Below are 20077 nucleotides of genomic sequence, written 5' to 3' on the forward strand. Positions count from 1 at the left end.
GGGTAGACAACTGTACACATCGCGTCAAGATCGTTTAGAGTGCACTGATTAAACGTGTCTTCCGCGCGATGATTGAAAGCACGATGACCACCGTTCCCGACGCAGCCTCCGTCGCCGACGCGGAGTTGCCGCCAGGCAAGCGCAAGCTGATCGAAGCTGCGTTGCGGCTGACCGCCGGCGGCCGCAGTTTCGCGAGCCTCGGCTTGCGCGAGCTCGCGCGTGAGGCCGGGCTCAATCCGAACACGTTCTACCGCCATTTCAGCGCGCTCGACGAACTCGCGCGCGAAGCCGTCGCCTCGGTGAGCCGGCGGCTTCGGCCGATGCTGCGGCGCGAGCGCTGGCTTGCCGCGCACGACGAGGCGCAAGGCGTGCCGCGGCGCGCATGCGTCGCGTTCTTCGCGTTTGCGCTCGCGAACCGCGAGGCGTTTCTGAGCGCGCTTGCCGAATACCACGGCACCTCGCCGGCATTGCGCGAAGCGGTGCGGGCAAATCTGCACGAGGTGTCGGCGGAAATGGCGGACGACGTCGTGCAGCTCGAGCTGATGCCGCGACTCGCGCGCGAAACCGTCGACGAAGTCTGCACGCAGATCGTGCTGCAACTCTTTCATCTATCCGCCGAATATCTCGACGCGAATGCCGCACGCCGTGACGCGTTGATCGATTACGCGGAGCGTTTCATCGTGCGTCTATTTGCGGGAGCGGCCGTGCTCGCGCAGCACGAGGGCAGCGCGGCGGAGTCTGCGCGGGCGTGAGGTCAGCGCCGGCGCAATGCAAAACCGGCAGACAAAAAAACAGGCCCCGTGCAGGAGCCTGTCTTTTGAAGTGCAGCGGAAACTGACGATGTGGATCGCTCAGGTATCGGTCCAGCCACCGGAATCGTCGTTGCTGCCCATGTCGATGCCACCGCCGCCGTTGTCGGTCCAGTCGTTCGAACCCTGACCGAAGTCGAGGCCGCCGCCGTTGCCAGCGTCGTTGCCGCGACGGCGCAGTTCGTCGTCGTCGACGATCACGTCGCGTTCCACGACACGGTCACGCCCGTGGCTCAGCGCTTCGCCAAGCAGCACGCCGGTCAGCAGACCGCCCATGCCGCCACCCATGCCACCGCCTTGCTGGACGATGACCTGCGGCTGCTGCTGATACGGACCCTGCTGCGGATAAGGCGGCTGCGGGCTGCCGAAGCGTTCGGCTTCCTGTGCGTACGACGATTGGCCGGTCGCCACGGACGCGGCGGCCGGATCGGGCCGGCCGTCGGCGCGAGCGCGCAGGCTGGCGATACGCTGGTCGAACTCGTCGAGTGCATAGGGTGGCAACGGATTCTTGCCGTTCGACAGCGTTTCGACGGCGCCGCGCAACTGCTCTTCAGTCGCTTCGACGTCCTTCTCGAGCAACTCGTGACCCGGCGCGGTGGACAGCTTCACGTCGAGCTTGAGCGAGCGCACGGTGTTGAGCATCTCGGTCGCGCGCTTCAATTGCGCACGACGATCCTCGTCGGCGCGCGTATCTTCCTGGCTGCGCGCGCGGCGCAAAGTCCAGCGCAGCACGAGCGCGATCGCCGCGATCAGAACAATGATACCGATCCACATACCTACCCCCGGACCATGCCGTAGTTGCGCTTGTGACGCCATCGCCGACTGTTGCTGCACAGCAGGCGCATTCTGCTGCGCGAACGGATTCGCGGCGTGACGGGTAACGTTGCCGCCCGCGCGTTGCGCGTCGCTGCGCAGGCGCGCTTCGGTTTGCGCGAAACGGCTCGGGTCGGTGAAGCGGATCTGCGGGTCGATCGTCTTCGCCTGTTGCAGCTGCGCGAGCGCCTCGGCGGAACGACCTTCACGATCGAGCACCTGGGCGTACAGATAGTGCGCGCGAGCGTTGTTCGGATGGGCCTGCAATACCTCGGTGAGGCCGGCGTCGGCCTGCTGCCAGTTGCCCTGCGACATCGCCGATTCGATCTGCTGAGCCGTCGGCACCGCGAACGCCGCGGCCGACACCAGCAGCAGCGAAGCGAAAGCCGTTGCGAAAAGTTTTTTCATTTGCGGACCGGGCGCGCTGCGCCCGTCTCCATCAGTCGATTGCGGTGGCTGCTTGTGGCGGCCGGTATGCCGGTGCGCTCAGCCGCGAGCGCACCGACATGTACTGCTACTGCTACTACTGTCGCGATTGCGGCGTGTACCTCACGGTACACCTCTCCCGCATTTATTGGGCCGGTGTATTGAGCTGCTTTTTCAGCGCTTCGAGGCGATCGTCGACGGAAGGCCCGCGGTTCAGGTCGGCGAGCTTGTCGTCGAGCGCCTTGCCGGTTTTCTCGTCGGCGGAGTTCAGACGTGCGTCCGAACGCGCGTTCGACAGCGCGACCTTGTCTTCGAGCTTCTGGAAATCCTCGGACAGGTTCTTGCCGCCGATGCCGCCGAGCGCCGTGGCCGCGACATCTTTCGCCTGCGCGATCTGCTGCTTGGCCTGCAGGATATTCGAGCGCGCGTTCAGGTCGTTGCGGCGCGTGCGCATGTCGTCGATCTGGCTCTTCAGTTGCGCGACCGACGGCTCCAGCGAAGTCAGTTCCTTCGTCAGCGCATCGCGTTCGGCTTCGGCCGTGGCCTGCGCGCTGAGCGCTTCACGCGCGAGCGCTTCGTCGCCGGACTGCAGCGCGCGGCGGGCGCCGTCTTCATACTTCTTCGCCTTGTCCGCGGCAACATCGCGCTTGCTTTGCTGAGTGGCGACCTGCGCCTGAATCTCGATCAGCGAGTTTTCGGCCTTGCCGATGCTGTCGTCGAGTTCGCGCACGATCTGGCGCGAGTCGCGCGATGGATCCTGCACCGAGTCGGCCGCATCGTTTAGAAGACCTTTGACGGTGCGCGAAATGCTGTCAAAAAGCGACATGAAAACCTCCAGAGAATGTAAGCGGCGCCGACGATGCGTGCACGCCTGACTGCCTTGAACTACTGCTACTTTACGCCGCCGCCGCGCGCGTTGCGCAACGTTCGGACCGGAGTTCGGGACGGACTTGCCAATTGCAATAGCGCGGAGCGTTTTTGTTGGGGCGCAATGCCGGATCGAGGTTGGTGTAGATGATGGAAAGCCGCGACGGGTATGGACTTGACGGCGGATATTACACCATCGGCTGTCTTAAAGATGGCTTAAACGATGGGGCTGTCCGAGGATGCGCGCGATGCGGAAAAAGCCACTGTTTGCGCGGGTTCGCTGGCGATATCGAACGGCGATTCACGCGCATGTCACTGATGTAACGATATGCAACAGCAGGCGCGTTGCATGCCTTTGACCAGACGCTCGAACGCGATGATCGCGGCTCGATGAACGGTAACTTTCCGTCACGCCGCAGTCACGCGTAGCGGCTGCCTTCGGGGCTGGGATCGCCGTCGGGTTCGTCGTCTTCGGCGGCCTTGTCGGCGCTGCGGCGCTTCAACGAGTTGCGCAGACGCCCCGGCTGCCGTTTCGACGCCGCATGGTCGATGGCGTCCGCTTCCGCGTTTTCCGCGTTTTCGGCGGCTCGCGCTGCCGTCAGACGCGCGACGGCTTCGGCCGTGGCCGCGGCCTGTTCGTCCTGCTCGGCCGCGAGCGCGGCGGCGACGCCCGCGGGAAGCAGAGGAGCGGGGGGCTGATCGGCATCCGTCGCCCCCGCGGCCGCGTCGGACGCAGCGGTGTTGCCAGGCGCATCCGCGCGATCAGTCTCGTGCGCCTGCAACGACACCGGCAGCGTGGCACGTGCATGACGCGTCCCGCGCGCGACGCGCTGCAGCGCCGCGTTCAGCGCATCGGGCGCGCGCGGCGCGCGCAGCCGGTCGACGATACTCGCGGCCTTGACCTGCTCGCTGGTCGCGCCGAAGCTCAGCACCGCGCGGCGCATCAGTTCGCTGACGCTGATGCCCAGATCCTCCGCGGTCGCGGTGATCGCACGTTTCTGCGCGGTCGTGACGAATACGACGATGCGCTCGCTGGGCTTGGACATGATCGCCTCGCAGTCTTGTTGGCATGGGCGGGCCGGCGCGTGGCTCCGGATACGGTGTCGGAACGCGTCTTCGGAACTGCCTTTGGAATCCGCCGCTGGGTCCCCGTCGCTCGCATCGAGGGACGCTCGCGCGGGGTTCATCATATGACGAGTTGCGCCGCCACGGAACAGGCGCGGCGCGAAAATCCCGTGACATCAATGAGTTGTAGTGTTTGCGGGCGGTTTGTCCACAAACCTTTCAACAGAAAATGTTGATAACCCCGCATAAGCCGCGCTTCGCGCGCACGCTGCGCCGCAGGTTGCGCGAAATTACAGACCCTTACTGGAAAAAGGCGGTCGGCGAAGGGAATTCTTACAAAAAAACTGCGTTGGAGCGCGGCCGATTTCTTTAAAATGCGCTGTTACGTTGCGCCGGACATGGTCCGAGGCGTGCCGTGCGGCCGGCCGGGGGCAAGGTCCGCAGGGCGACGTACGTCCCGGCCAGGATGTCGAACACGACCCATGCGCGCGCCGCGAGCGCGTGCAGACAGGCGCGCAGTTGCGGGCCCAATATTCCAGTCATGCCAATCATCAAACGACCGCATTCCTCGAACTCTCCAGCCGGTGAAGACCGGGACTCCCACCAACGCACGCCTGGACGCAACGCCGCTTCGCGCGACGCCGGCAGCGGCCGCCGCTCGATCGGCGCATCGCTCGTCCTGTGGTTCGTCGGCCTGATCGCGACCCTCGTCGTGGTCGGCGCGTTGATCGTCGGCTATGCGCTGGTCGTGATGGGGCCGCAGTTGCCGTCGCTCGACGCGCTGACCGACTATCGTCCGAAAGTGCCGCTGCGTGTCTATACCGCCGATCACGTGCTGATCGGCGAATTCGGCGAGGAGCGCCGCAGCCTCGTGCGCTTCCAGGACATCCCCGACCAGATGAAAAAAGCGGTACTCGCAATCGAGGACTACCGCTTCTACGAACACGGCGGGGTCGACTTCGTCGGCATTCTGCGCGCCGGTTTCGCCGACCTCGCGCATGGCGGCGCGTCGCAGGGCGCGAGCACAATCACGATGCAGGTCGCGCGCAACTTCTTCCTCTCCAGCGAAAAGACCTACACGCGCAAGGTCTACGAGATGCTGCTCGCGTACAAGATCGAGCGCGCACTGACGAAAGACCAGATCCTCGAGTTGTACATGAACCAGATCTATCTGGGCGAGCGCGCATACGGTTTCGCCGCGGCCGCGCGCGTGTACTTCGGCAAGGACCTGAAGGACATCACGCTGGCCGAAGCCGCGATGCTCGCGGGTCTGCCGAAGGCGCCGTCCGCGTATAACCCGGTCGTCAATCCGAAGCGCGCGAAGATCCGTCAGGAGTACATCCTGCGCCGCATGCTGGAACTGAACTACATCACGCAGCAGCAGTACGACGAGGCTATCAAGGAAGAGATCCACACGAAGAATCCGGGCAACGAATACAGCGTGCACGCCGAATACGTCGCCGAAATGGTGCGGCAGATGATGTACGCGCAGTACAAGGATGAAACCTATACGCGCGGTCTGAACGTGACCACGACGATCGACTCGGCCGATCAGGACGCCGCCTATCGCGCGGTGCGCAAGGGCGTGATGGACTACGAGCGACGCCACGGCTATCGCGGACCGGAAGGCTTCGTGCAACTGCCCGAGCCGGGCGACGACCGCGACCAGACCATCGACGACGCGCTGACCGATCATCCGGACAACGGCGAGATCATCGCCGCCGTGGTGACGGACGCGAGCGCGAAGCAGGTGGTCGCGCAACTGGTCGACGGCACCCAGGTGACGATCTCGGGCGACGGTTTGCGCTTCGTCGCCGCGGCGCTGAGCGCGCGCGCGAACGCGACGCTGCACATCAGGCCGGGCTCGATCGTGCGCCTCGTCGCCGACGACAAGGGAAACTGGCAGATCACGCAGCTGCCGCAGGTCGAGGGCGCGTTGGTGTCGCTGACGCCGCAGGACGGCGCGATTCGCGCGCTGATCGGCGGCTTCGATTTCAACAAGAACAAGTTCAACCACGTGACGCAGGCCTGGCGCCAGCCGGGTTCGAGCTTCAAGCCGTTCATCTACTCGGCGTCGCTCGAAAAGGGCCTCGGTCCGGCAACGATCATCAACGACGCGCCGCTGTACTTCCCGCCGAGCACGCCGGGCGGCGACGCGTGGGAACCGAAGGACGACGACCAGCCCGACGGTCCGATGCCGATGCGCCTCGCGTTGCAGAAGTCGAAGAACCTCGTGTCGATCCGCATCCTCTCGTTCATCGGCACCAAGTACGCACAGGACTTCGTCACGCAACGCTTCGGCTTCGATGCCGACAAGACTCCGCCGTATCTGCCGATGGCGCTCGGCGCGGGCCTCGTCACGCCGTTGCAGTCGGCGGGCGCGTACTCGGTGTTCGCGAACGGCGGCTACCGGATCAATCCGTATCTGATCGCCGAAGTGACCGACGCGCATGGCGTCGCGATCTCGCGCGCGCAGCCGCTCGTCGCTGGACGCGACGCACCGCGCACGCTCGAGCCGCGTAACGCGTACATCATGAATAGCCTGTTGCATTCGGTCGCGACCGCGGGGACGGGCGCGGGCACCAACGTGCTGCATCGCTCGGACTTGCAGGGCAAGACCGGTACGACCAACGACGCGAAGGACGGCTGGTTCGCTGGCTATCAGCAGACGCTGGTGGCGGTCGCGTGGATGGGCTACGACCAGCCGAAGAGTCTCGGCAGCCGCGAATTCGGCGCACAGCTCGCGCTGCCGATCTGGGTCGAGTACATGCAGCGCGCGCTGCGCGGCGTGCCGCAGGCCGAGCCGCAGCAACCCGACGGCGTGACGGTGGTGGATGGCGAGTTGTTCTTCAGCGACAGGTTGCCGGGGCAAGGCTTCGTCGCGAGCATCGGTCTCGATTCGGGCAATCCGATGGCCGGCGCGACCGACGCGCTAGGCGGTGTCGGACCGGCCGGCATGACGCCGCCGGTGGTGCCGCCGCCGAGCGTGTCGACGACCGAGAAGAAGCAGATCATGGATCTGTTCGAGTCGAACAAGCCTTGATGTTTTTTGCAGTGCGTGCGCGGTGGGCTTCGGCAGGCCGCGCACGTGTTGACCCCTCCTGGTCGGATTCCTGACCTGATCTTTTCTTGCGCGATCCGTGCGCGATCGCATCGGCGCCTGAAAATCATCCGTCGCCCATTCCTTGTCCCCCCGCTGCCTGTTAGTTTGGCTGACTATTTGACGGTCTACAGCGCAAGACCCGGCAAAGCGTCGCGCGCTGGGTTCATAACAGGAAGAGCAATGGGCAACAATCGTTACACATACGGGATACACACGGGCCTGACTCCCCCTGAACTTTTCTTCTATGTCACTCTGGAGGAGGCGCGCAGGGAGCTTGGATTGACGGATCTGGCGGCCGTGGCGGCGATATTGCTTGGTCAGGCAGACGTCCCGGTATCGGGCAAGGTCGCCGGGGCGACCGAAGGAACGTCCGTTGCATCGATGGTGTCACGGCGTGTTTTGCCGAATCGCGTTGCGATGCGCTTGCCGATGATTACGGGTGTCGGTTTGCGGGGGATGAAAATTGCATTCACTCGAAACCTGGGCGCGTGGGTTGGTCGCACTATTCCGATCGTCGGCGAGGCGTTCATGGCGGCCGAGGCATTTCAGATTCTGCGCCAATCGATCAGGGCTTATAACAGACTCGTTCAACCGGCGGATCGGGTGTTGGGATGAGCGACGATACTTGGGTGAAGTTTGAAGCGTTCGCCCGGGAAGAACTGGGCCGGCCACTGTTTGGGGGGCGGTTGGAGCTGAAGCCGGAGACCCGCCTGGAGCAGGATCTCGGGGTGACGGGACAGGACGGTGCGGAGTTCATCGAGAACTGGGCGAAGGAGTTTCACGTCGACGTCGGTGGTTTCCCGTTCCGTCGATACTTCAGCCCGGAGGGGCAAGCGTTGCTATCGTCATTCCTCGGGCTGTTCTCGAAACGGCTCAGGCGCGTGCCGCTGGTCCCATTGACGCTTGGCATGCTGCTCGAAGCAACGCGCCGAGGTCGGTGGGATACCGCAGAAATCGAGGCTGCCGCGGGCGGGCACACTTGACGAACGACCACGCATATTTGTTCTGCCGGCGCATGAACTGACCTTTCATTGACTCGGTTGCCCCGAAATTGCTTCCTCGCGTGACGCGCATGACAAAGCTATTCGCTTCAAGCACTTAGGCGCTTCGCCCCAGGGTTATCAACAAGTCTGTCAACACAAACTGGGGATAACGTTGAGGGATCCCAGGCGCTTGCGCGACGAACAAAGCCGTTATGCGGCACACGCTGTGCGATTTCGCACCTCATCGACAAATCCTCGCACGCTCAATGCGTTAGCCCATTTTTCAGATAGTTTTCAACAGGCTCATCAACACGAACTGGGGATAAGTGCGCTGCATTCCGTACGGAATCCCAGGTTTGGTTGGCCGCGGTTTTGGGCCGTCGCCCATGTACGGACAATCGTGTCGCACGATATCTATTTGGTCGCTGCCGGTCCCGGCAATGACTTCAATTAGAACGGCGACACACTCATGTCCTTGTCCGTACTCGAGATGCGAAATAAACGACGGTGTGAAATGAACGAAAATCAAATCTTGACCCGCCGCCGTTTAGTGGCAATGGCACAGGCCATGTTAGCTGGCGATCTATCGTTTCTTGAGGGAGCAGCGCAGATACTCGCTCTTAAGAATCAGTTAGACGGGGTTGCTGATCGTGATCCCGACTTTGATGCCTTCGTTGTTATTCGATCTGAGACCGACCACCTGCCTCTCGAAGCAGACCGGTCGCAATGGCTCACAGAGGCGCTTGCTCGTCTTGAACCTGAGTTCAGGAGCTCAGAAATATGGGCACGTTCGTTGGCGCCTCAAGCGTGCAAGAATCTGATAGCACGATTCAGCGATCAATGAACACCCTTGAGGTCGTGCGGGCCCACACGTACGCAATGAAGGGAATACTTCCGCTCCTGGTCGGAAGCTTCGTTATCAGCGCGACCGCTGCGAACAAACCATTTTCAGGCAAGTTTGATGGTATAGGCCGAGCATGTTCAGGGGCGCTCGTGGTACGCGCCAAAACCATCGAATGGAATTCGGCGTTCAGCGTATGCAAGCCCGTGCGATACGAGGTGCTCGAACGGAATTTTGGCGCCGAACACAGACGAATTGCTTTTCGCCTTAAAAAACGCAGCACTCAATGTATCCATCCGTGGAAGGATTCCAGAAGAGAAACCTGGCCGACTGGAGCAATTCTCCGTTGCCCGAGCGTCAGGTCTTATCGTGCTTAATGGTGGGGCCGAACTGATAGGTTCTGTCTTAGTTGGACGCGGTTGTGTTCGTTGAACCGACAGACCCAGAAGCAGAAGCCGGAGCAGGAACAGTCGCCCCCGAAGCGCCGGGCGTCCCGCCCTGATCGACCGGCGGATTCCCCATCGCCTGAAACAGCGCGGCCGTATCGGTGAGCCGCGCGCTCGTATAGCGGATCTCGTCGAGCTGCGCATTGCGCCATTGCTGCTCGCTCGAACGCGTCGATGCGACCGGCAGCGCGCCCAGCCGATAGCGCGCCGAGGTGTCGTTGAACACAGCTTGCGCCGAGCGCGCGGCCACGTTCGAGGCATCGAGCGACTGCGCGTCGTGTTCGAGCGAGGCAAGCGTGTCGGCGACGTTCTGGAACGCGGCCAGCACCGTCTGCTTGTACTGCGACACGCTCGCCTCGTACGTGTGCTGCGCCGCGCGGCGCTGCGCGAGGAGCGCACCGCCATGAAACAGCGGTTGCGACAGCGACGCGCCGATGCTCCAGATCGCCCCCGCACCCGACATCGCGACCGGCCAGCTAAAACCGCCCTGGCCCATCGATGCCGACAGCGACAGGCTCGGGAACATCTGCGCGGTCGCGACGCCGACATCGGCCGCGGCTGCCTTCAGCGCGGCGTCGGCGGCCTCGATATCGGGCCGCGTGCGCAACAGCTCCGACGGCACGACGACCGGCACCTGCTCGGGCACATGCAGTTGCGCGAGATCGATATCGTCGGGCGCGGCATCGGGCGTGCGACCGAGCAGCACCGCGAGCGCGTGGCGCGTCGTCAGCCACTGTTGCTTCAGCGCCGGCAGACTCGCCGACACGCTCGCCGCGCTCTGTTGCGCATTCATCAGGTCCGCATGCGATACCGCGCCGAGTTCGAAGCGTCGTTGAGTATCGCGCGCCTGATCGTTGGCGAGGGTGACGAGCCGCTCGGTCGTATCGATCTGCGCGTGCAGCGCCGCGCTCGTGATCGTCGCGGTCACGATGTTCGCGGCCAGAGCGCGCCGTGCCGCATCGAGCTGGTAGACCTGCACGTTCACGCGCGCGGCCAGAGACGCGTTCGCGAGTCGGGCGGCGCCGAACAGATCGAACGTGTAGTGCGCCTGCAACTGGCCGACGAACACGTTGTACAGGAACGTGTTCGGTCCGATCTCGGGGATCGCGAGCGCGCGATTGCGGGTGGCCTGACCACCGGCGTCGATGCTCGGCAGCAGCGAGCTGCCGACCTGCGCGCGCAACTGCTCGCGCGCGGCGGCGAGACTGCGGTCGGTCGCGGCGAGCGTCGGACTATTGCGCAGGCCTTCGTCGACCAACGCGTTCAGCGCGTCCGAGCGGTACAGCTTCCACCATTCGGGCACCGGCTGCGCGCCGCTCACGAACTGCTGCGCGACGCCTTGCGCGGGCACGGTTTGCGTCGGCAGCGCTTCGGCGCCGTAGTGCGCGGGCTGCGGCATCGCGGGCGCGTCGCCGTTGGGCCCGAACGAGCAAGCGCCGACGAGGCAAGTCAGGCTCGCGATGCTGGTGGCGATCGTGGCGCGGGCCAGCGCGTCGAAGCGCGCGCGGCGGGAAAGGGCGGCAGTAGTCATGCTGGTGCTCATGCTCAGTTACCCGTGTGCGTGGCGCCGGAACCGGATGGCGCGTGCGGCTCACGCTCGTCGGCGCGCACGCGGAACGACGCGGCGTACAGCGCGGGCAGATAGAACAGCGTGAGGATCGTCGCGCTCGTGATGCCGCCCATCAGCGCGGTTGCCATCGGCCCGAAGAAGTTCGAGCGCAACAGCGGGATCAGCGCGAGCACGGCGGCCGCGGCGGTCAGCGTGATCGGCCGGAAGCGCCGCACGGTCGCGCCGACGATCGCATCGAAACGCTTGTGCCCCGAGGCGATGTCCTGCTCGATCTGATCGACGAGAATCACCGAGTTGCGCATGATGATGCCGAACATCGCGATCACGCCGAGCATCGCGACGAAGCCGAACGGCTGGCCGAACAGGAGCAAGGTGAGCACGACGCCGATCAGGCCGAGCGGCGCGGTCAGCACGACCATCAGCACCCGCGCGAAGCTTTGGAGCTGGATCATCAGCAGCGTGAGCACCGCGATCACCATGATCGGCAATTGCGCGACGATCGACGTTTGACCCTTGCCGCTTTCCTCGACGGAGCCGCCGATCTCGATCCGATAACCGACCGGCAGCGACGCGCGGATCGGGGCGAGCGCGCGATCCACGGCGTGCGTGACGTCGATGCCTTGCGCGCCGGCCGCAACGTCCGACTGCACGGTGATGGTCGGCTGACGGTCGCGCTCCCAGATCACGCCGTATTCGAGGTCGTTGCGCAGAGCCCCAAGTGTGCCGAGCGGCACCGGGCCATTCGGCGTCGGCATCGCGAGCGCGGTCAGCTGCGACGGGTCGACGCGTTCCGCGCGCGGCGCGCGCAGATCCACGCTGATCAGCTTGTCGCGCTCGCGATACTGCGTGACCGTGTAGCCGGACATCGTCATCGCGAGGAAGCTGGAGATGTCCTCCGAAGTCACGCCGAGCTCGCGCGCGCGTTTCTGGTCGATCTCGAAGCGCACCGAGCGCTCGGCCGGTTCGTCCCAGTCGAACTGGACGTTGCGCGTACCGCGATTCGCGCGCAGGGTCGCCGCGACGCGTTCGGCGATCGCGCGCACGGTCGCGATGTCGTCGCCGCTCACGCGGAACTGCACCGGATAGCCGACCGGCGGCCCGTTTTCGAGGCGCGACAGGCGCGTGCGGATCGCCGGAAAATTGTTGAGCAGTTCCGGTTCGAGCCACTGCGCGAGCTTCTCGCGATCCTTGACCGACTTCGCGGTGATCACGAACTGCGCGAAGTTCGGCTGCTGCAATTGCTGATCGAGCGGCAGATAGAAACGCGGCGCGCCCGTGCCGACGAAGCTGACCGTGTGATCGATCTCGGGACGACCCTGCAGCGCTTTTTCGAGGCGTTGGGCCTGGCGCAACGTGGCATCGAACGACGCGCCTTCGGGCAGCCGCACATCCACCAGCAATTCCGGCCGGTCCGAACTGGGGAAGAACTGCTGCGGCACCTGCGAAAAGCCGGCCATCGCGAGCACGAACAGCAGCACGGTGATCGCGAGCACGACGAAGCGTCGCTCGATGCACCAGCCGATCCAGCCGCGCAAGCGCGTGTAGAAGCGCGTGTCGTAAATGTCGTGCTCGTGGTCGTCGGGCTCATGTGCGTGCCGTTTGCGCTCCGGCAGCATGTGATAGCCGAGCAGCGGAATCAGCACGACGGCCGCGAACCACGACGCGATCAGCGCGATCGCCGAGACCTCGAAGATCGAGCGCGTGTACTCGCCGGTGCTCGACTTCGCGAGCGCGATCGGCAGGAAGCCCGAGACGGTCACGAGCGTGCCGGTCAGCATCGGAAACGCGGTGCTCGTGTAAGCGAAGGCCGCGGCGCGCGCGCGGCTCCAGCCTTGCTCGAGTTTCACCGACATCATCTCGACCGCGATGATCGCATCGTCGACGAGCAGCCCGAGCGCGAGCACGAGCGTGCCGAGCGACACCTTGTGCAAGCCGATGTCGAACAGGTACATGCACAGCGCGGTGACCGCGAGCACCACTGGAATCGAGATCACGACGACCATGCCGGTGCGCACGCCGAGCGACACGAGGCTCACGATCAGCACGATCGCCACGGCTTCGGCGACCGCTTCGAGGAAGTCGTTGACCGAGCGCGCGACCGCGTGCGGCATGCTCGATACTTCGACGAGATGCAAGCCGACGGGTAGCGCGGCGCGCAGTTGCGTCATCTGCTGATCGAGCGCGCGGCCGAGGCGGATCACATCGCCGCCCGGCTGCATCGTCACGCCGATGCCGAGCACCGGCTTGCCGCCGAAGCGCATCTGCGTGACGACCGGGTCGTCGTAGCCACGCCGGATCGTCGCGATGTCGCCGAGGCGGAACGTGCGATTGTTGATGCGGATCAGCATGTCGGCGAGCGCGTTGACATCGTTGAACTGGCCGCTCGGGCGCACGAACACGCGATCGTCCGTGGTGGTCAACGTGCCCGCGGGCGCGATCGTGTTCTGTGCGTTGATCGCCTGGCCGAGTTGCTGCGGCGAGATGCCGAGCCGGGTCAACTGCGTGTTCGCGATCTCGATGTAAATGTGCTGATCGGGGTCGCCGAAATAATCGACCTTGCCGACGCCCGGCACGCGCAACAGCACCGAGCGCAACTGGTCCGCGTAGTCGTGCAGTTGCGCGGCGGAAAAGCCGTCGCCTTCGAGCGTGTAGATGTTCGTGTAGACGTCGCCGAATTCGTCGTTGAAGAACGGGCCCTGGATGCCCGGCGGCAAGGTCGCCGCGATATCGCCGACTTTCTTACGGACCTGGTACCACGTCTCGGGCACCTGTTTCACCGGCGCCGAGTCCTTCATCGTGAAGAAGATCAGCGATTCACCGGGACGCGAGTAGCTGCGCACGAAATCGATGTAAGGCGTTTCCTGCAGCTTGCGGCCGATGCGGTCGGTCAGCTGCTCCTGCACCTGGCGCGCGGTGGCGCCTGGCCAGAACGTGCGGATCACCATCACGCGGAACGTGAAGGGCGGATCTTCGGACTGCGCGAGCCGCGTGTACGCGAGGATGCCGAAGGCGGTGGCCAGCGCGATCAGGAACACGACCAGCGCCTGATGGCGCAGCGCCCACGCGGACAGATTGAAGCGTCCCTCTTCGTGCGGCGTGCTCATGAAGCAAAGTCCTCGGGATGCAGCGGCGCGATCGCGCGGACTTTCTCCCCGGCGCTCACGGTGTGCACGCCTTGCAGCACGACGCTTTCGCCATCTTTGAGGCCAGCGCTGACGATGAACGTGCGCTCGTAGTAGCGCGTGACCGTCACGCGCCGCAGCTCGAGCGTATTGTCCGCGGCACGCACGACCCACACGGCGGGCTCGCGCCCCTCGTGGAACAGCGCCGTGACCGGCAGCGTGAACACCCCGTGCTGTGCGGCCGCCGTGGCGAGCGGTACGGCCGGCGTGACGTCGGCGGTCATGCCGAGGCGCACGTCGGAGCCCGCATCGATCAGCGTCAGACGCGCGCGCCACGTACGGCTTTGCGGATCGGCGGCCGGTGACAGCTCGCGCACGCGCGCGCTGAACTTGCGGCCCGGCAGCGCGGCGAGCGTGACGCTCGCGTTCTGGCCGACCGCGAACGCGGTGAGCGCGCTCTCGGGCACGTCGCACAGCACGTCGACGTCGCCGCTCCAGGCGAGGTTGTAGACGGCCTGACCCGCCGACACGTTCTGGCCCGTGTCCGCCTGTTCGGCGGTGATGACGCCCGCATGACCGGCGACGAGCGTCGTGTATTGCAGCTGGTTCTTCGCGAGCGCCGCCTGCTGCTGCGCCTGATCGCGCTGCGCGAGCGCGGACGAATACGCGTTGGTGGTCTGTTCGAACTGCGCCGGTGCGATCAGGTTTTCCTTGGCCTGCGCCTTGTCGCGCTCGAACTGTTGCTGCGCATAGACGAGGTTGTGCTGCGCGGCGTCGAGTTGCGCCTGGGTACTGGCGAGGTTTTTCTGGGCATCGGCCGGATCGAGCAGCGCGACGACTTCGCCGTTTTTCACGGTATCGCCGAGCCGCACGCGCCGCTCGATGATCTTGCCGGCGACCCGAAACGACAGCGGCGTCGAGTAGCGTGCCTGCACTTCGCCGGGCAGGGAAGCCGCCTGCAACGGGTGGCCGTCCGCATGCACGGCGAGCGCGACCACCGGGCGCGGCGCGGGCGCCGCGGCTTCCTTCTTCGAGCAGGCCGCAAGCGCGAGCACGCCGGCCAGCGCCAGCGCGCACGTCTGTCGGGAGAAACCGCGATGTGGAGATGGGGAAGACTGCTGGCGCATCGCTGACGATGCGCGAGAACCGGGACGCTTCACAATAAGCCCCAACTGGAGACAGCGAACGAACACGGCAAGCCGCACGGCCCGCCAGCGAAGACCCGCATGCCGCGCCATGCTAATGGCATACAGGTATGGCTTTGAATGACGAAATGCATTCTAATACACTCCTGTATCTGGATGTGCGAGTGAATTTGAATTCTTTCCGGTGCTAGACTGGCTGCCATGAAACGTCAAAGACTGACAAGAGAGCAAAGCAAGGACCAGACGCGCGAGCGCCTGCTCGATGCCGCGCAAGCGATTTTCATGAAAAAAGGCTTCGTCGCGGCGAGCGTCGAGGACATCGCGGCGGCCGCCGGTTATACACGCGGCGCGTTCTATTCGAACTTTCGCAGCAAGAGCGAGTTGTTTCTGGAGCTGTTACATCGCGATCACGAAGCGATGCAGGCGGGCCTGCATGCGATCTTCGATGACGCGGCATCGCGTGAGGAGATGGAGGCGCGTGTGCTGCGCTACTACAGCTCGCTGTATCGTGAGAACAAGTGCTTTCTGTTGTGGGCCGAAGCGAAGCTGCTCGCGGTGCGCGACGGGCGCTTCCGGCCGCGCTTTAACGCGTTCATGCACGAGAAGGTCGAGCAATTGAGCGCTTATGTGCGCGAGTTCTCGGAGCGCGTGGGCACCCCGATGTCGATGCCGCCCGAGCAGTTCGCGATCGGTCTGATGGGGCTGTGCGACGGGGTGCAGTTTTTCTACACGGTCGATCCGCAGAATGTGCCGGCGGAGATGGTCGAAATGGTGCTGGCGGGGTTTTTCTCGCGCGTGGTGTTTGGGCGCGATGCGTGAGGGGCGGCGTCGAACCTGGAACCTCGAGCCTCGAGGCGCAGATGCGCGAACGCGCGAACGCGCGACCCGGGCGGATCGCGCGTCAGATACGGCAAAGCGGGAAAAATCAGTCGGTCGGCAACTGCGCGCAGATCTCGGCGGCCGGTGCCGCGCAGGCGAACGCGTATTGACCGCCATAGCTGAGGATCTTCTCCCCGGCGTGCAGCGCGACCTTCATGTCCGGGCAGCGCTCGTAGCCGATATAGGCCGAACTCGCGGCGGCCGACCAGCAAACCAGCGAAAACGCGATTTTTTCCAGAATGTGAAAACGATGTGGCATGGCGGTAGAGCGGGAATGTCCTTTGCCCGCTATTTTACCAATAGACTAGGGTTTATACCTAGCCAAAATCCACAATAGACGCCGCAATAGTGGCGCGACTGACACGGGGCGTGGAATCTGACCGGAATGTCATGTCTGGGTCAGGGTTGGGACATGTCGGATGGCTAGAATCGGTAGCGTTGGGCAGCCCCGCACGACCCCGTGTCGCGCGGGTCGACACAGGCGCCAACGGTGCGCCGGCCCGGCTTTACCGAGGCAGGAGTCGTCCCATGAATCAACTGCAGTCGATGCGCGTGTTCGTCAAGGTGGCCGACCTGGGCAGTTTCGTCGGCGCGGCGGGCGCGCTGGATCTGTCCACCGCGGTCGTCACGCGGCACGTCGCGGATCTCGAAGCGCGGCTCGGTACGCGACTGCTGAACCGGACGACGCGCCGTCTCTCGCTGACCGAATCCGGCGCGACCTATCTGGAGCGCGTACGCCACATCCTCGCCGATCTCGAAGGCGTCGAGCAGATGGTGGTGGCGCGCAATCACGAGCCGGTCGGCACGCTGCGCATCGTCGCTCCAGTCGTGTTCGGACTCCATAGCCTCGCGCCGGTCGTGCAGTCGTATGCGCAGCGCTACCCGGACGTCGTGCCCGATGTCACGCTGGCCGACCGCCACGTCGATCTCGTCGAAGAGGGCTTCGACGTCGGCATTCTGGTCGCGCGGCACATGCGCAGCGCGAGCATCGTCACCCGACGGCTGACGACGGGCTACATGACGGTCTGCGCGACGCCCGACTATCTGGCGCGACACGGCACCCCGACGCGTCCGGAGGATCTGCTCCGACATTCCTGCCTGAGCCGGCCGACCGAACAGGGCGGCGGCGAGGAACGCGTGTTCACCGGTCCGGATGGCGAAGTGCGGGTGCGGCCGAGCAACGCGATCGCGGCGAACAACACCGAGATGCTGCGGCAGTTCGCGCTGCTGGGAATGGGCGTGGCGATTCTGCCGAGCTACCTGATCGGGCGCGATCTGTCGGCCGGGCGGCTCGTGCGGCTGCTCGACGAATACAGTCTGCCGCCCATCGAAATCACCATTGCGTATCCGAGCCGGTTGCATCTGCCGGCGAAGGTGCGCACGTTTATCGACCATCTGGTCGAACATTTTCAGCCGGGAAGCGGGTCGGCGCGCGATGCCCGCGGCGCGGCGCAGAGGCGGGCGGTGGCGGAGGTGAGCGCAACTGATGATCTGAGCGCGCCCGAGGTCACCGACGACCCGCTCGGGAGCGGCGGCACGACGCGCCGTGTGGCGCGTGTGCCGCGCCCGCGAATTGCGGCGTCGCAGTTCTGACGGGTGGGTTGATGTGTGACAGTGGAGGTGTGAGTCGAGTCGCAGCTAGAGCCCGGTTCAGATCCGGGTTCAAATCCCTAAGCCCGGCCCATAATTGCCGCCGATCAGCCGCGTGACCGACTCGATATCGACATAATCCTGCTCTGGCATGCCATCGAGCATCGACAGCACTTCGTTGCTCGCGCCGGCTTCGCGCGCGGCGTCGACGAGCGCATCTTTGTTGGTCGGAAAGTGCACTTCGCTGAGGAGATCGGCGATCTGCAGGTCGATCGATTCGCCGGGGATGTCCGAGGCCGTCATGCGCGTGCTCCTGTCGAGCTCAAGTTAGTCACGTTGTTATCGCCGCCGCGAAAGGTCAGCGCCCCGTCGCGGTGAGTGTCTCGCCGTCCCGCGCATCGCCATCCCCTCGCCATCGAAGCCGCCGCAAATCGAGCCGGCGCACCATCGCGGCTGCGCCGCTGCCCGCCGTCGCGCCCGCAATCAGGTGGTCAGATGCTCGTGCTGTCCGGTCAAACTGCGTTCCAGATGCCGCGACTTCGGCAACGCAATATGCTCCCATTGCTGCGGACGGCTGGCGTCGGTGCTCGAGACGTCGGGGGCAGGTGGCGCGACCGGCGCGGCGTTTGCGCGTTGGGCCAGCAAAGGGGAATCCGTGCTGTCCGACGCGGTATGGACCGGCGCGGCAAAGCACGAGGCGGACAGCGTCACCATGGTCAACAGTGTCGAGGTTTTCATCTCCCGACCTCCTAAGCTCATGCGGCGCTGACAATGAAGCAAACCCTGTGCCGTCCCGCGTCGAAAGAACGGTGCAAGCCACCGGCCACGTGGCGCGTCGTGGCCCATGCTCTTTACCATCTTAGATGGCAAATACTGCAAAGCGCGCCCATTTGCGACAAAACCGTATTGTAGATTCCATGATGGCACGAACCGGCCTCACGCGTCGGCCGCACCTTAGCGCAGTACGTCGAAGCGCGTCCACGGCCACGACGGTCGGTCGCGCATATAGCCGTTCAGCCAGTTCCACTGCGGATGCCGCTTCATGAACGCCTGCGCGTCGAACGGCCGGCCGCATGGATGACCCCAGCGCGCCGTGAACGCCATCTCGCGCGCCATTTCGCTATCGACCACTTTGCCGTCGTTCGCGCCCCACGGATTGAACGGCCCGTGATCGGTGCCGCCGAAGCGCGCATCGTCGAGTTCCAGATGCCCGCAGATCGTGCGCGAGCACGGGTTGTCGTTGCGATCGAGATAGACGTCGTGATGATCGGCGATCATCTGTTTCGCCAGCTCGACGTCGATCCTGCCGCGATGCATTTCTTCGAGCTGCATGAAGCGCAGACGCCGCGCGCCGTTCTTGCGCACGTCGGTATAGTCCTCGCCTTCGCCGGTGCATTCCTGGTTGCGGATTTTCAGATCCGTCGCGGTGTTGTAGCCACTGTAAAAGCCGTCTTTCGTGGTCTCGAAGCCCGAATAGTGCAGCCCGAGTTCGTAACGCGCTATCTCGCCGGTTTTCGTGTCGCCGAGCAGCCAGCTGTTCGCGTAGCCGCCGTTGTTCGCGAGCGAGAACATGTCGCACCATTCCTGGATGCTGTTCGCGTATTGCGACGCGCGTCGCGAGCGATAGAACTCGGGCGCGCCGGCCGCGTTGTAGCCCGCGAAGTTCGAGATCGTCGTTTCGGTGATCATCAGGCCGGCCGCCGTGACCCAGAAGTCGGTCAGGCTCGAGATGCAGCCCGGCAAGCCCTGCATCAGGATGCGGTTGCCGCGCTCGGGCACGATGTCGAACACGACGTTGAACGCGTCGCCCGCCGCATAGCGGTCCCACGAGTTGTGCGCCATCACGATGCGGCCGTCGCGCGTCGCGTTGCCGGTCGCGATGAACGCGCTGCAGTGGTGACCGCGCCGGCCGCGCCACAGTTTCGCGCCCAGTTGCGGCTGCTGCTGCGCCGCGTGGGTCGGCCACCAGCTTTGCAGCAGATCCATGTAGCCGTTCCATGCGAGCACCTCGGCGAACGGCAGCTTCGCGCCGTCGGCGATGCCCTGGATTTCGTCGGCGAATTCGGTGTCGAGTTTGCTCGCGAACTGGCTCGTCGCGGCGTTGACGAACGTGTCGAACTCCTCGCCGGTGTCCCATTTCGCGAGATAGCGCGCGGTGCGGATCGCGTTGCGGATTTCGTCGGCGAGTAACTGGCCGTGCTGCTCGCCGCGATCGTACGGCTCGCCTTCGATATGCACGAAAATCCAGCCGGCCTGATCGCGGCGGACGGCCTCGGTAGACGGTTCGCTCATCTTCGCTCCGACCTTAGCTTCGACGATAAGGTGGGCGCCGTCGCGGCGCCCACGCTGGCGTGACGCGTGCCGGCCGCATGAAGGGCCGACGGTCTGTTCATTGTAGAGAATCCGCGGCGCTTTGCA

The 20077-nt window shown here is 64.6% G+C and carries 18 protein-coding genes; 7 read left to right on the forward strand and 11 right to left on the reverse strand.

The window, feature by feature from the left end; genetic code table 11:
• Nucleotides 1-83 precede the first annotated feature (83 nt).
• A complete protein-coding gene (locus CI15_RS19040) occupies nt 84-752 on the forward strand; it encodes a TetR family transcriptional regulator (protein WP_241495865.1) in 669 nt (222 codons plus the stop codon).
• 99 nt (nt 753-851) lie between these two features.
• Here CI15_RS19040 and CI15_RS19045 read toward each other — a convergent pair whose 3' ends face one another.
• The 4 genes from CI15_RS19045 to CI15_RS36985 all read right to left on the reverse strand — a co-directional run bounded on the left by CI15_RS19045 (nt 852) and on the right by CI15_RS36985 (nt 4523).
• Nucleotides 852-2030 (reverse strand): tetratricopeptide repeat protein, encoded by a 1179-nt coding sequence (locus tag CI15_RS19045; protein ID WP_062129826.1) that lies wholly within the window; start codon nt 2028-2030, stop codon nt 852-854.
• Nucleotides 2031-2193: 163 nt separating this feature from the next.
• Nucleotides 2194-2874 carry a PspA/IM30 family protein gene (locus tag CI15_RS19050; RefSeq protein ID WP_062129827.1) on the reverse strand — a complete coding sequence of 227 codons (681 nt, stop codon included), beginning with the start codon at nt 2872-2874 and terminating at the stop codon, nt 2194-2196.
• 460 nt (nt 2875-3334) lie between these two features.
• A complete protein-coding gene (locus CI15_RS19055) occupies nt 3335-3961 on the reverse strand; it encodes a hypothetical protein (RefSeq protein WP_062129828.1) in 627 nt (208 codons plus the stop codon).
• A 388-nt stretch (nt 3962-4349) separates the two neighbouring features.
• A complete protein-coding gene (locus CI15_RS36985; RefSeq protein WP_161950043.1) occupies nt 4350-4523 on the reverse strand; it encodes a hypothetical protein in 174 nt (57 codons plus the stop codon).
• Between CI15_RS36985 and CI15_RS19060 the strand changes: the two genes are divergently transcribed.
• From CI15_RS19060 to CI15_RS35465, 4 genes are all read left to right on the forward strand, one after another.
• Nucleotides 4522-7023: a penicillin-binding protein 1A gene (locus CI15_RS19060; RefSeq protein WP_062129829.1), complete on the forward strand. Its 2502-nt coding sequence runs from the start codon at nt 4522-4524 to the stop codon at nt 7021-7023. The two genes, CI15_RS36985 and CI15_RS19060, sit on opposite strands and share 2 nt — an antisense overlap.
• Before the next feature lie 240 nt (nt 7024-7263).
• Nucleotides 7264-7698, forward strand: coding sequence for an STM2901 family protein (locus CI15_RS37320; RefSeq protein ID WP_062129830.1), 435 nt, complete (start codon nt 7264-7266; stop codon nt 7696-7698).
• Nucleotides 7695-8066 carry a DUF1493 family protein gene (locus tag CI15_RS19070; protein WP_062129831.1) on the forward strand — a complete coding sequence of 124 codons (372 nt, stop codon included), beginning with the start codon at nt 7695-7697 and terminating at the stop codon, nt 8064-8066. The genes CI15_RS37320 and CI15_RS19070 overlap by 4 nt, the downstream gene beginning before the upstream one ends.
• A gap of 514 nt (nt 8067-8580) precedes the next feature.
• Nucleotides 8581-8910, forward strand: coding sequence for a DUF2489 domain-containing protein (locus CI15_RS35465; RefSeq protein ID WP_075643728.1), 330 nt, complete (start codon nt 8581-8583; stop codon nt 8908-8910).
• Nucleotides 8911-9312: 402 nt separating this feature from the next.
• Here CI15_RS35465 and CI15_RS19075 read toward each other — a convergent pair whose 3' ends face one another.
• From CI15_RS19075 to CI15_RS19085, 3 genes are read right to left on the reverse strand one after another with little or no spacing between them, the layout of a single operon-like run.
• Nucleotides 9313-10884 (reverse strand): efflux transporter outer membrane subunit, encoded by a 1572-nt coding sequence (locus CI15_RS19075; RefSeq protein WP_062129922.1) that lies wholly within the window; start codon nt 10882-10884, stop codon nt 9313-9315.
• 14 nt (nt 10885-10898) lie between these two features.
• Nucleotides 10899-14027, reverse strand: a complete 3129-nt coding sequence (locus CI15_RS19080; protein ID WP_062129832.1) for an efflux RND transporter permease subunit — start codon at nt 14025-14027, stop codon at nt 10899-10901.
• Nucleotides 14024-15172: an efflux RND transporter periplasmic adaptor subunit gene (locus tag CI15_RS19085; protein WP_062129833.1), complete on the reverse strand. Its 1149-nt coding sequence runs from the start codon at nt 15170-15172 to the stop codon at nt 14024-14026. Before CI15_RS19085 ends, CI15_RS19080 begins: the two co-directional genes overlap by 4 nt.
• A 219-nt stretch (nt 15173-15391) precedes the next feature.
• Here CI15_RS19085 and CI15_RS19090 point away from each other — a divergent pair, with 219 nt between their 5' ends.
• Nucleotides 15392-16009, forward strand: a complete 618-nt coding sequence (locus CI15_RS19090; RefSeq protein ID WP_062129834.1) for a TetR/AcrR family transcriptional regulator — start codon at nt 15392-15394, stop codon at nt 16007-16009.
• A gap of 106 nt (nt 16010-16115) precedes the next feature.
• On the opposite strand, the gene CI15_RS19095 is transcribed toward CI15_RS19090, so the two are convergent.
• Nucleotides 16116-16328: a hypothetical protein gene (locus CI15_RS19095; protein ID WP_062129835.1), complete on the reverse strand. Its 213-nt coding sequence runs from the start codon at nt 16326-16328 to the stop codon at nt 16116-16118.
• 269 nt (nt 16329-16597) lie between these two features.
• Between CI15_RS19095 and CI15_RS19100 the strand changes: the two genes are divergently transcribed.
• The gene (locus CI15_RS19100) at nt 16598-17662 is read left to right on the forward strand and encodes a LysR family transcriptional regulator (RefSeq protein ID WP_062129836.1); all 1065 of its coding nucleotides are present in this window, start codon (nt 16598-16600) and stop codon (nt 17660-17662) included.
• 69 nt (nt 17663-17731) lie between these two features.
• On the opposite strand, the gene CI15_RS19105 is transcribed toward CI15_RS19100, so the two are convergent.
• From CI15_RS19105 to CI15_RS19115, 3 genes are all read right to left on the reverse strand, one after another.
• Nucleotides 17732-17962 (reverse strand): DUF2795 domain-containing protein, encoded by a 231-nt coding sequence (locus CI15_RS19105; RefSeq protein WP_062129837.1) that lies wholly within the window; start codon nt 17960-17962, stop codon nt 17732-17734.
• 180 nt (nt 17963-18142) lie between these two features.
• Nucleotides 18143-18397 carry a hypothetical protein gene (locus tag CI15_RS19110; RefSeq protein ID WP_062129838.1) on the reverse strand — a complete coding sequence of 85 codons (255 nt, stop codon included), beginning with the start codon at nt 18395-18397 and terminating at the stop codon, nt 18143-18145.
• Nucleotides 18398-18613: 216 nt separating this feature from the next.
• Nucleotides 18614-19951 carry a C45 family autoproteolytic acyltransferase/hydrolase gene (locus CI15_RS19115; protein WP_062129839.1) on the reverse strand — a complete coding sequence of 446 codons (1338 nt, stop codon included), beginning with the start codon at nt 19949-19951 and terminating at the stop codon, nt 18614-18616.
• Nucleotides 19952-20077 lie beyond the last annotated feature (126 nt).

This window comes from Paraburkholderia monticola, from assembly GCF_001580545.1.
GTDB classification, from domain to species: domain Bacteria; phylum Pseudomonadota; class Gammaproteobacteria; order Burkholderiales; family Burkholderiaceae; genus Paraburkholderia; species Paraburkholderia monticola.

What these genes read in the sequence shown, in the direction of transcription:
- CI15_RS19100 (WP_062129836.1), top strand. Translation starts at nt 16,598, where the DNA reads ATGAATCAACTGCAGTCGATGCGCGTGTTCGTCAAGGTGGCCGACCTG.
- CI15_RS19060 (WP_062129829.1), top strand. Translation starts at nt 4,522, where the DNA reads ATGCCAATCATCAAACGACCGCATTCCTCGAACTCTCCAGCCGGTGAA.
- CI15_RS19110 (WP_062129838.1), bottom strand. Translation starts at nt 18,397, where the DNA reads ATGAAAACCTCGACACTGTTGACCATGGTGACGCTGTCCGCCTCGTGC.
- CI15_RS19095 (WP_062129835.1), bottom strand. Translation starts at nt 16,328, where the DNA reads ATGCCACATCGTTTTCACATTCTGGAAAAAATCGCGTTTTCGCTGGTT.
- CI15_RS19080 (WP_062129832.1), bottom strand. Translation starts at nt 14,027, where the DNA reads ATGAGCACGCCGCACGAAGAGGGACGCTTCAATCTGTCCGCGTGGGCG.
- CI15_RS37320 (WP_062129830.1), top strand. Translation starts at nt 7,264, where the DNA reads ATGGGCAACAATCGTTACACATACGGGATACACACGGGCCTGACTCCC.
- CI15_RS19105 (WP_062129837.1), bottom strand. Translation starts at nt 17,962, where the DNA reads ATGACGGCCTCGGACATCCCCGGCGAATCGATCGACCTGCAGATCGCC.
- CI15_RS19075 (WP_062129922.1), bottom strand. Translation starts at nt 10,884, where the DNA reads ATGACTACTGCCGCCCTTTCCCGCCGCGCGCGCTTCGACGCGCTGGCC.
- CI15_RS19090 (WP_062129834.1), top strand. Translation starts at nt 15,392, where the DNA reads ATGAAACGTCAAAGACTGACAAGAGAGCAAAGCAAGGACCAGACGCGC.
- CI15_RS19085 (WP_062129833.1), bottom strand. Translation starts at nt 15,172, where the DNA reads ATGCGCCAGCAGTCTTCCCCATCTCCACATCGCGGTTTCTCCCGACAG.
- CI15_RS19070 (WP_062129831.1), top strand. Translation starts at nt 7,695, where the DNA reads ATGAGCGACGATACTTGGGTGAAGTTTGAAGCGTTCGCCCGGGAAGAA.
- CI15_RS19040 (WP_241495865.1), top strand. Translation starts at nt 84, where the DNA reads ATGACCACCGTTCCCGACGCAGCCTCCGTCGCCGACGCGGAGTTGCCG.
- CI15_RS36985 (WP_161950043.1), bottom strand. Translation starts at nt 4,523, where the DNA reads ATGACTGGAATATTGGGCCCGCAACTGCGCGCCTGTCTGCACGCGCTC.
- CI15_RS19115 (WP_062129839.1), bottom strand. Translation starts at nt 19,951, where the DNA reads ATGAGCGAACCGTCTACCGAGGCCGTCCGCCGCGATCAGGCCGGCTGG.
- CI15_RS19045 (WP_062129826.1), bottom strand. Translation starts at nt 2,030, where the DNA reads ATGAAAAAACTTTTCGCAACGGCTTTCGCTTCGCTGCTGCTGGTGTCG.
- CI15_RS19055 (WP_062129828.1), bottom strand. Translation starts at nt 3,961, where the DNA reads ATGTCCAAGCCCAGCGAGCGCATCGTCGTATTCGTCACGACCGCGCAG.
- CI15_RS35465 (WP_075643728.1), top strand. Translation starts at nt 8,581, where the DNA reads ATGAACGAAAATCAAATCTTGACCCGCCGCCGTTTAGTGGCAATGGCA.
- CI15_RS19050 (WP_062129827.1), bottom strand. Translation starts at nt 2,874, where the DNA reads ATGTCGCTTTTTGACAGCATTTCGCGCACCGTCAAAGGTCTTCTAAAC.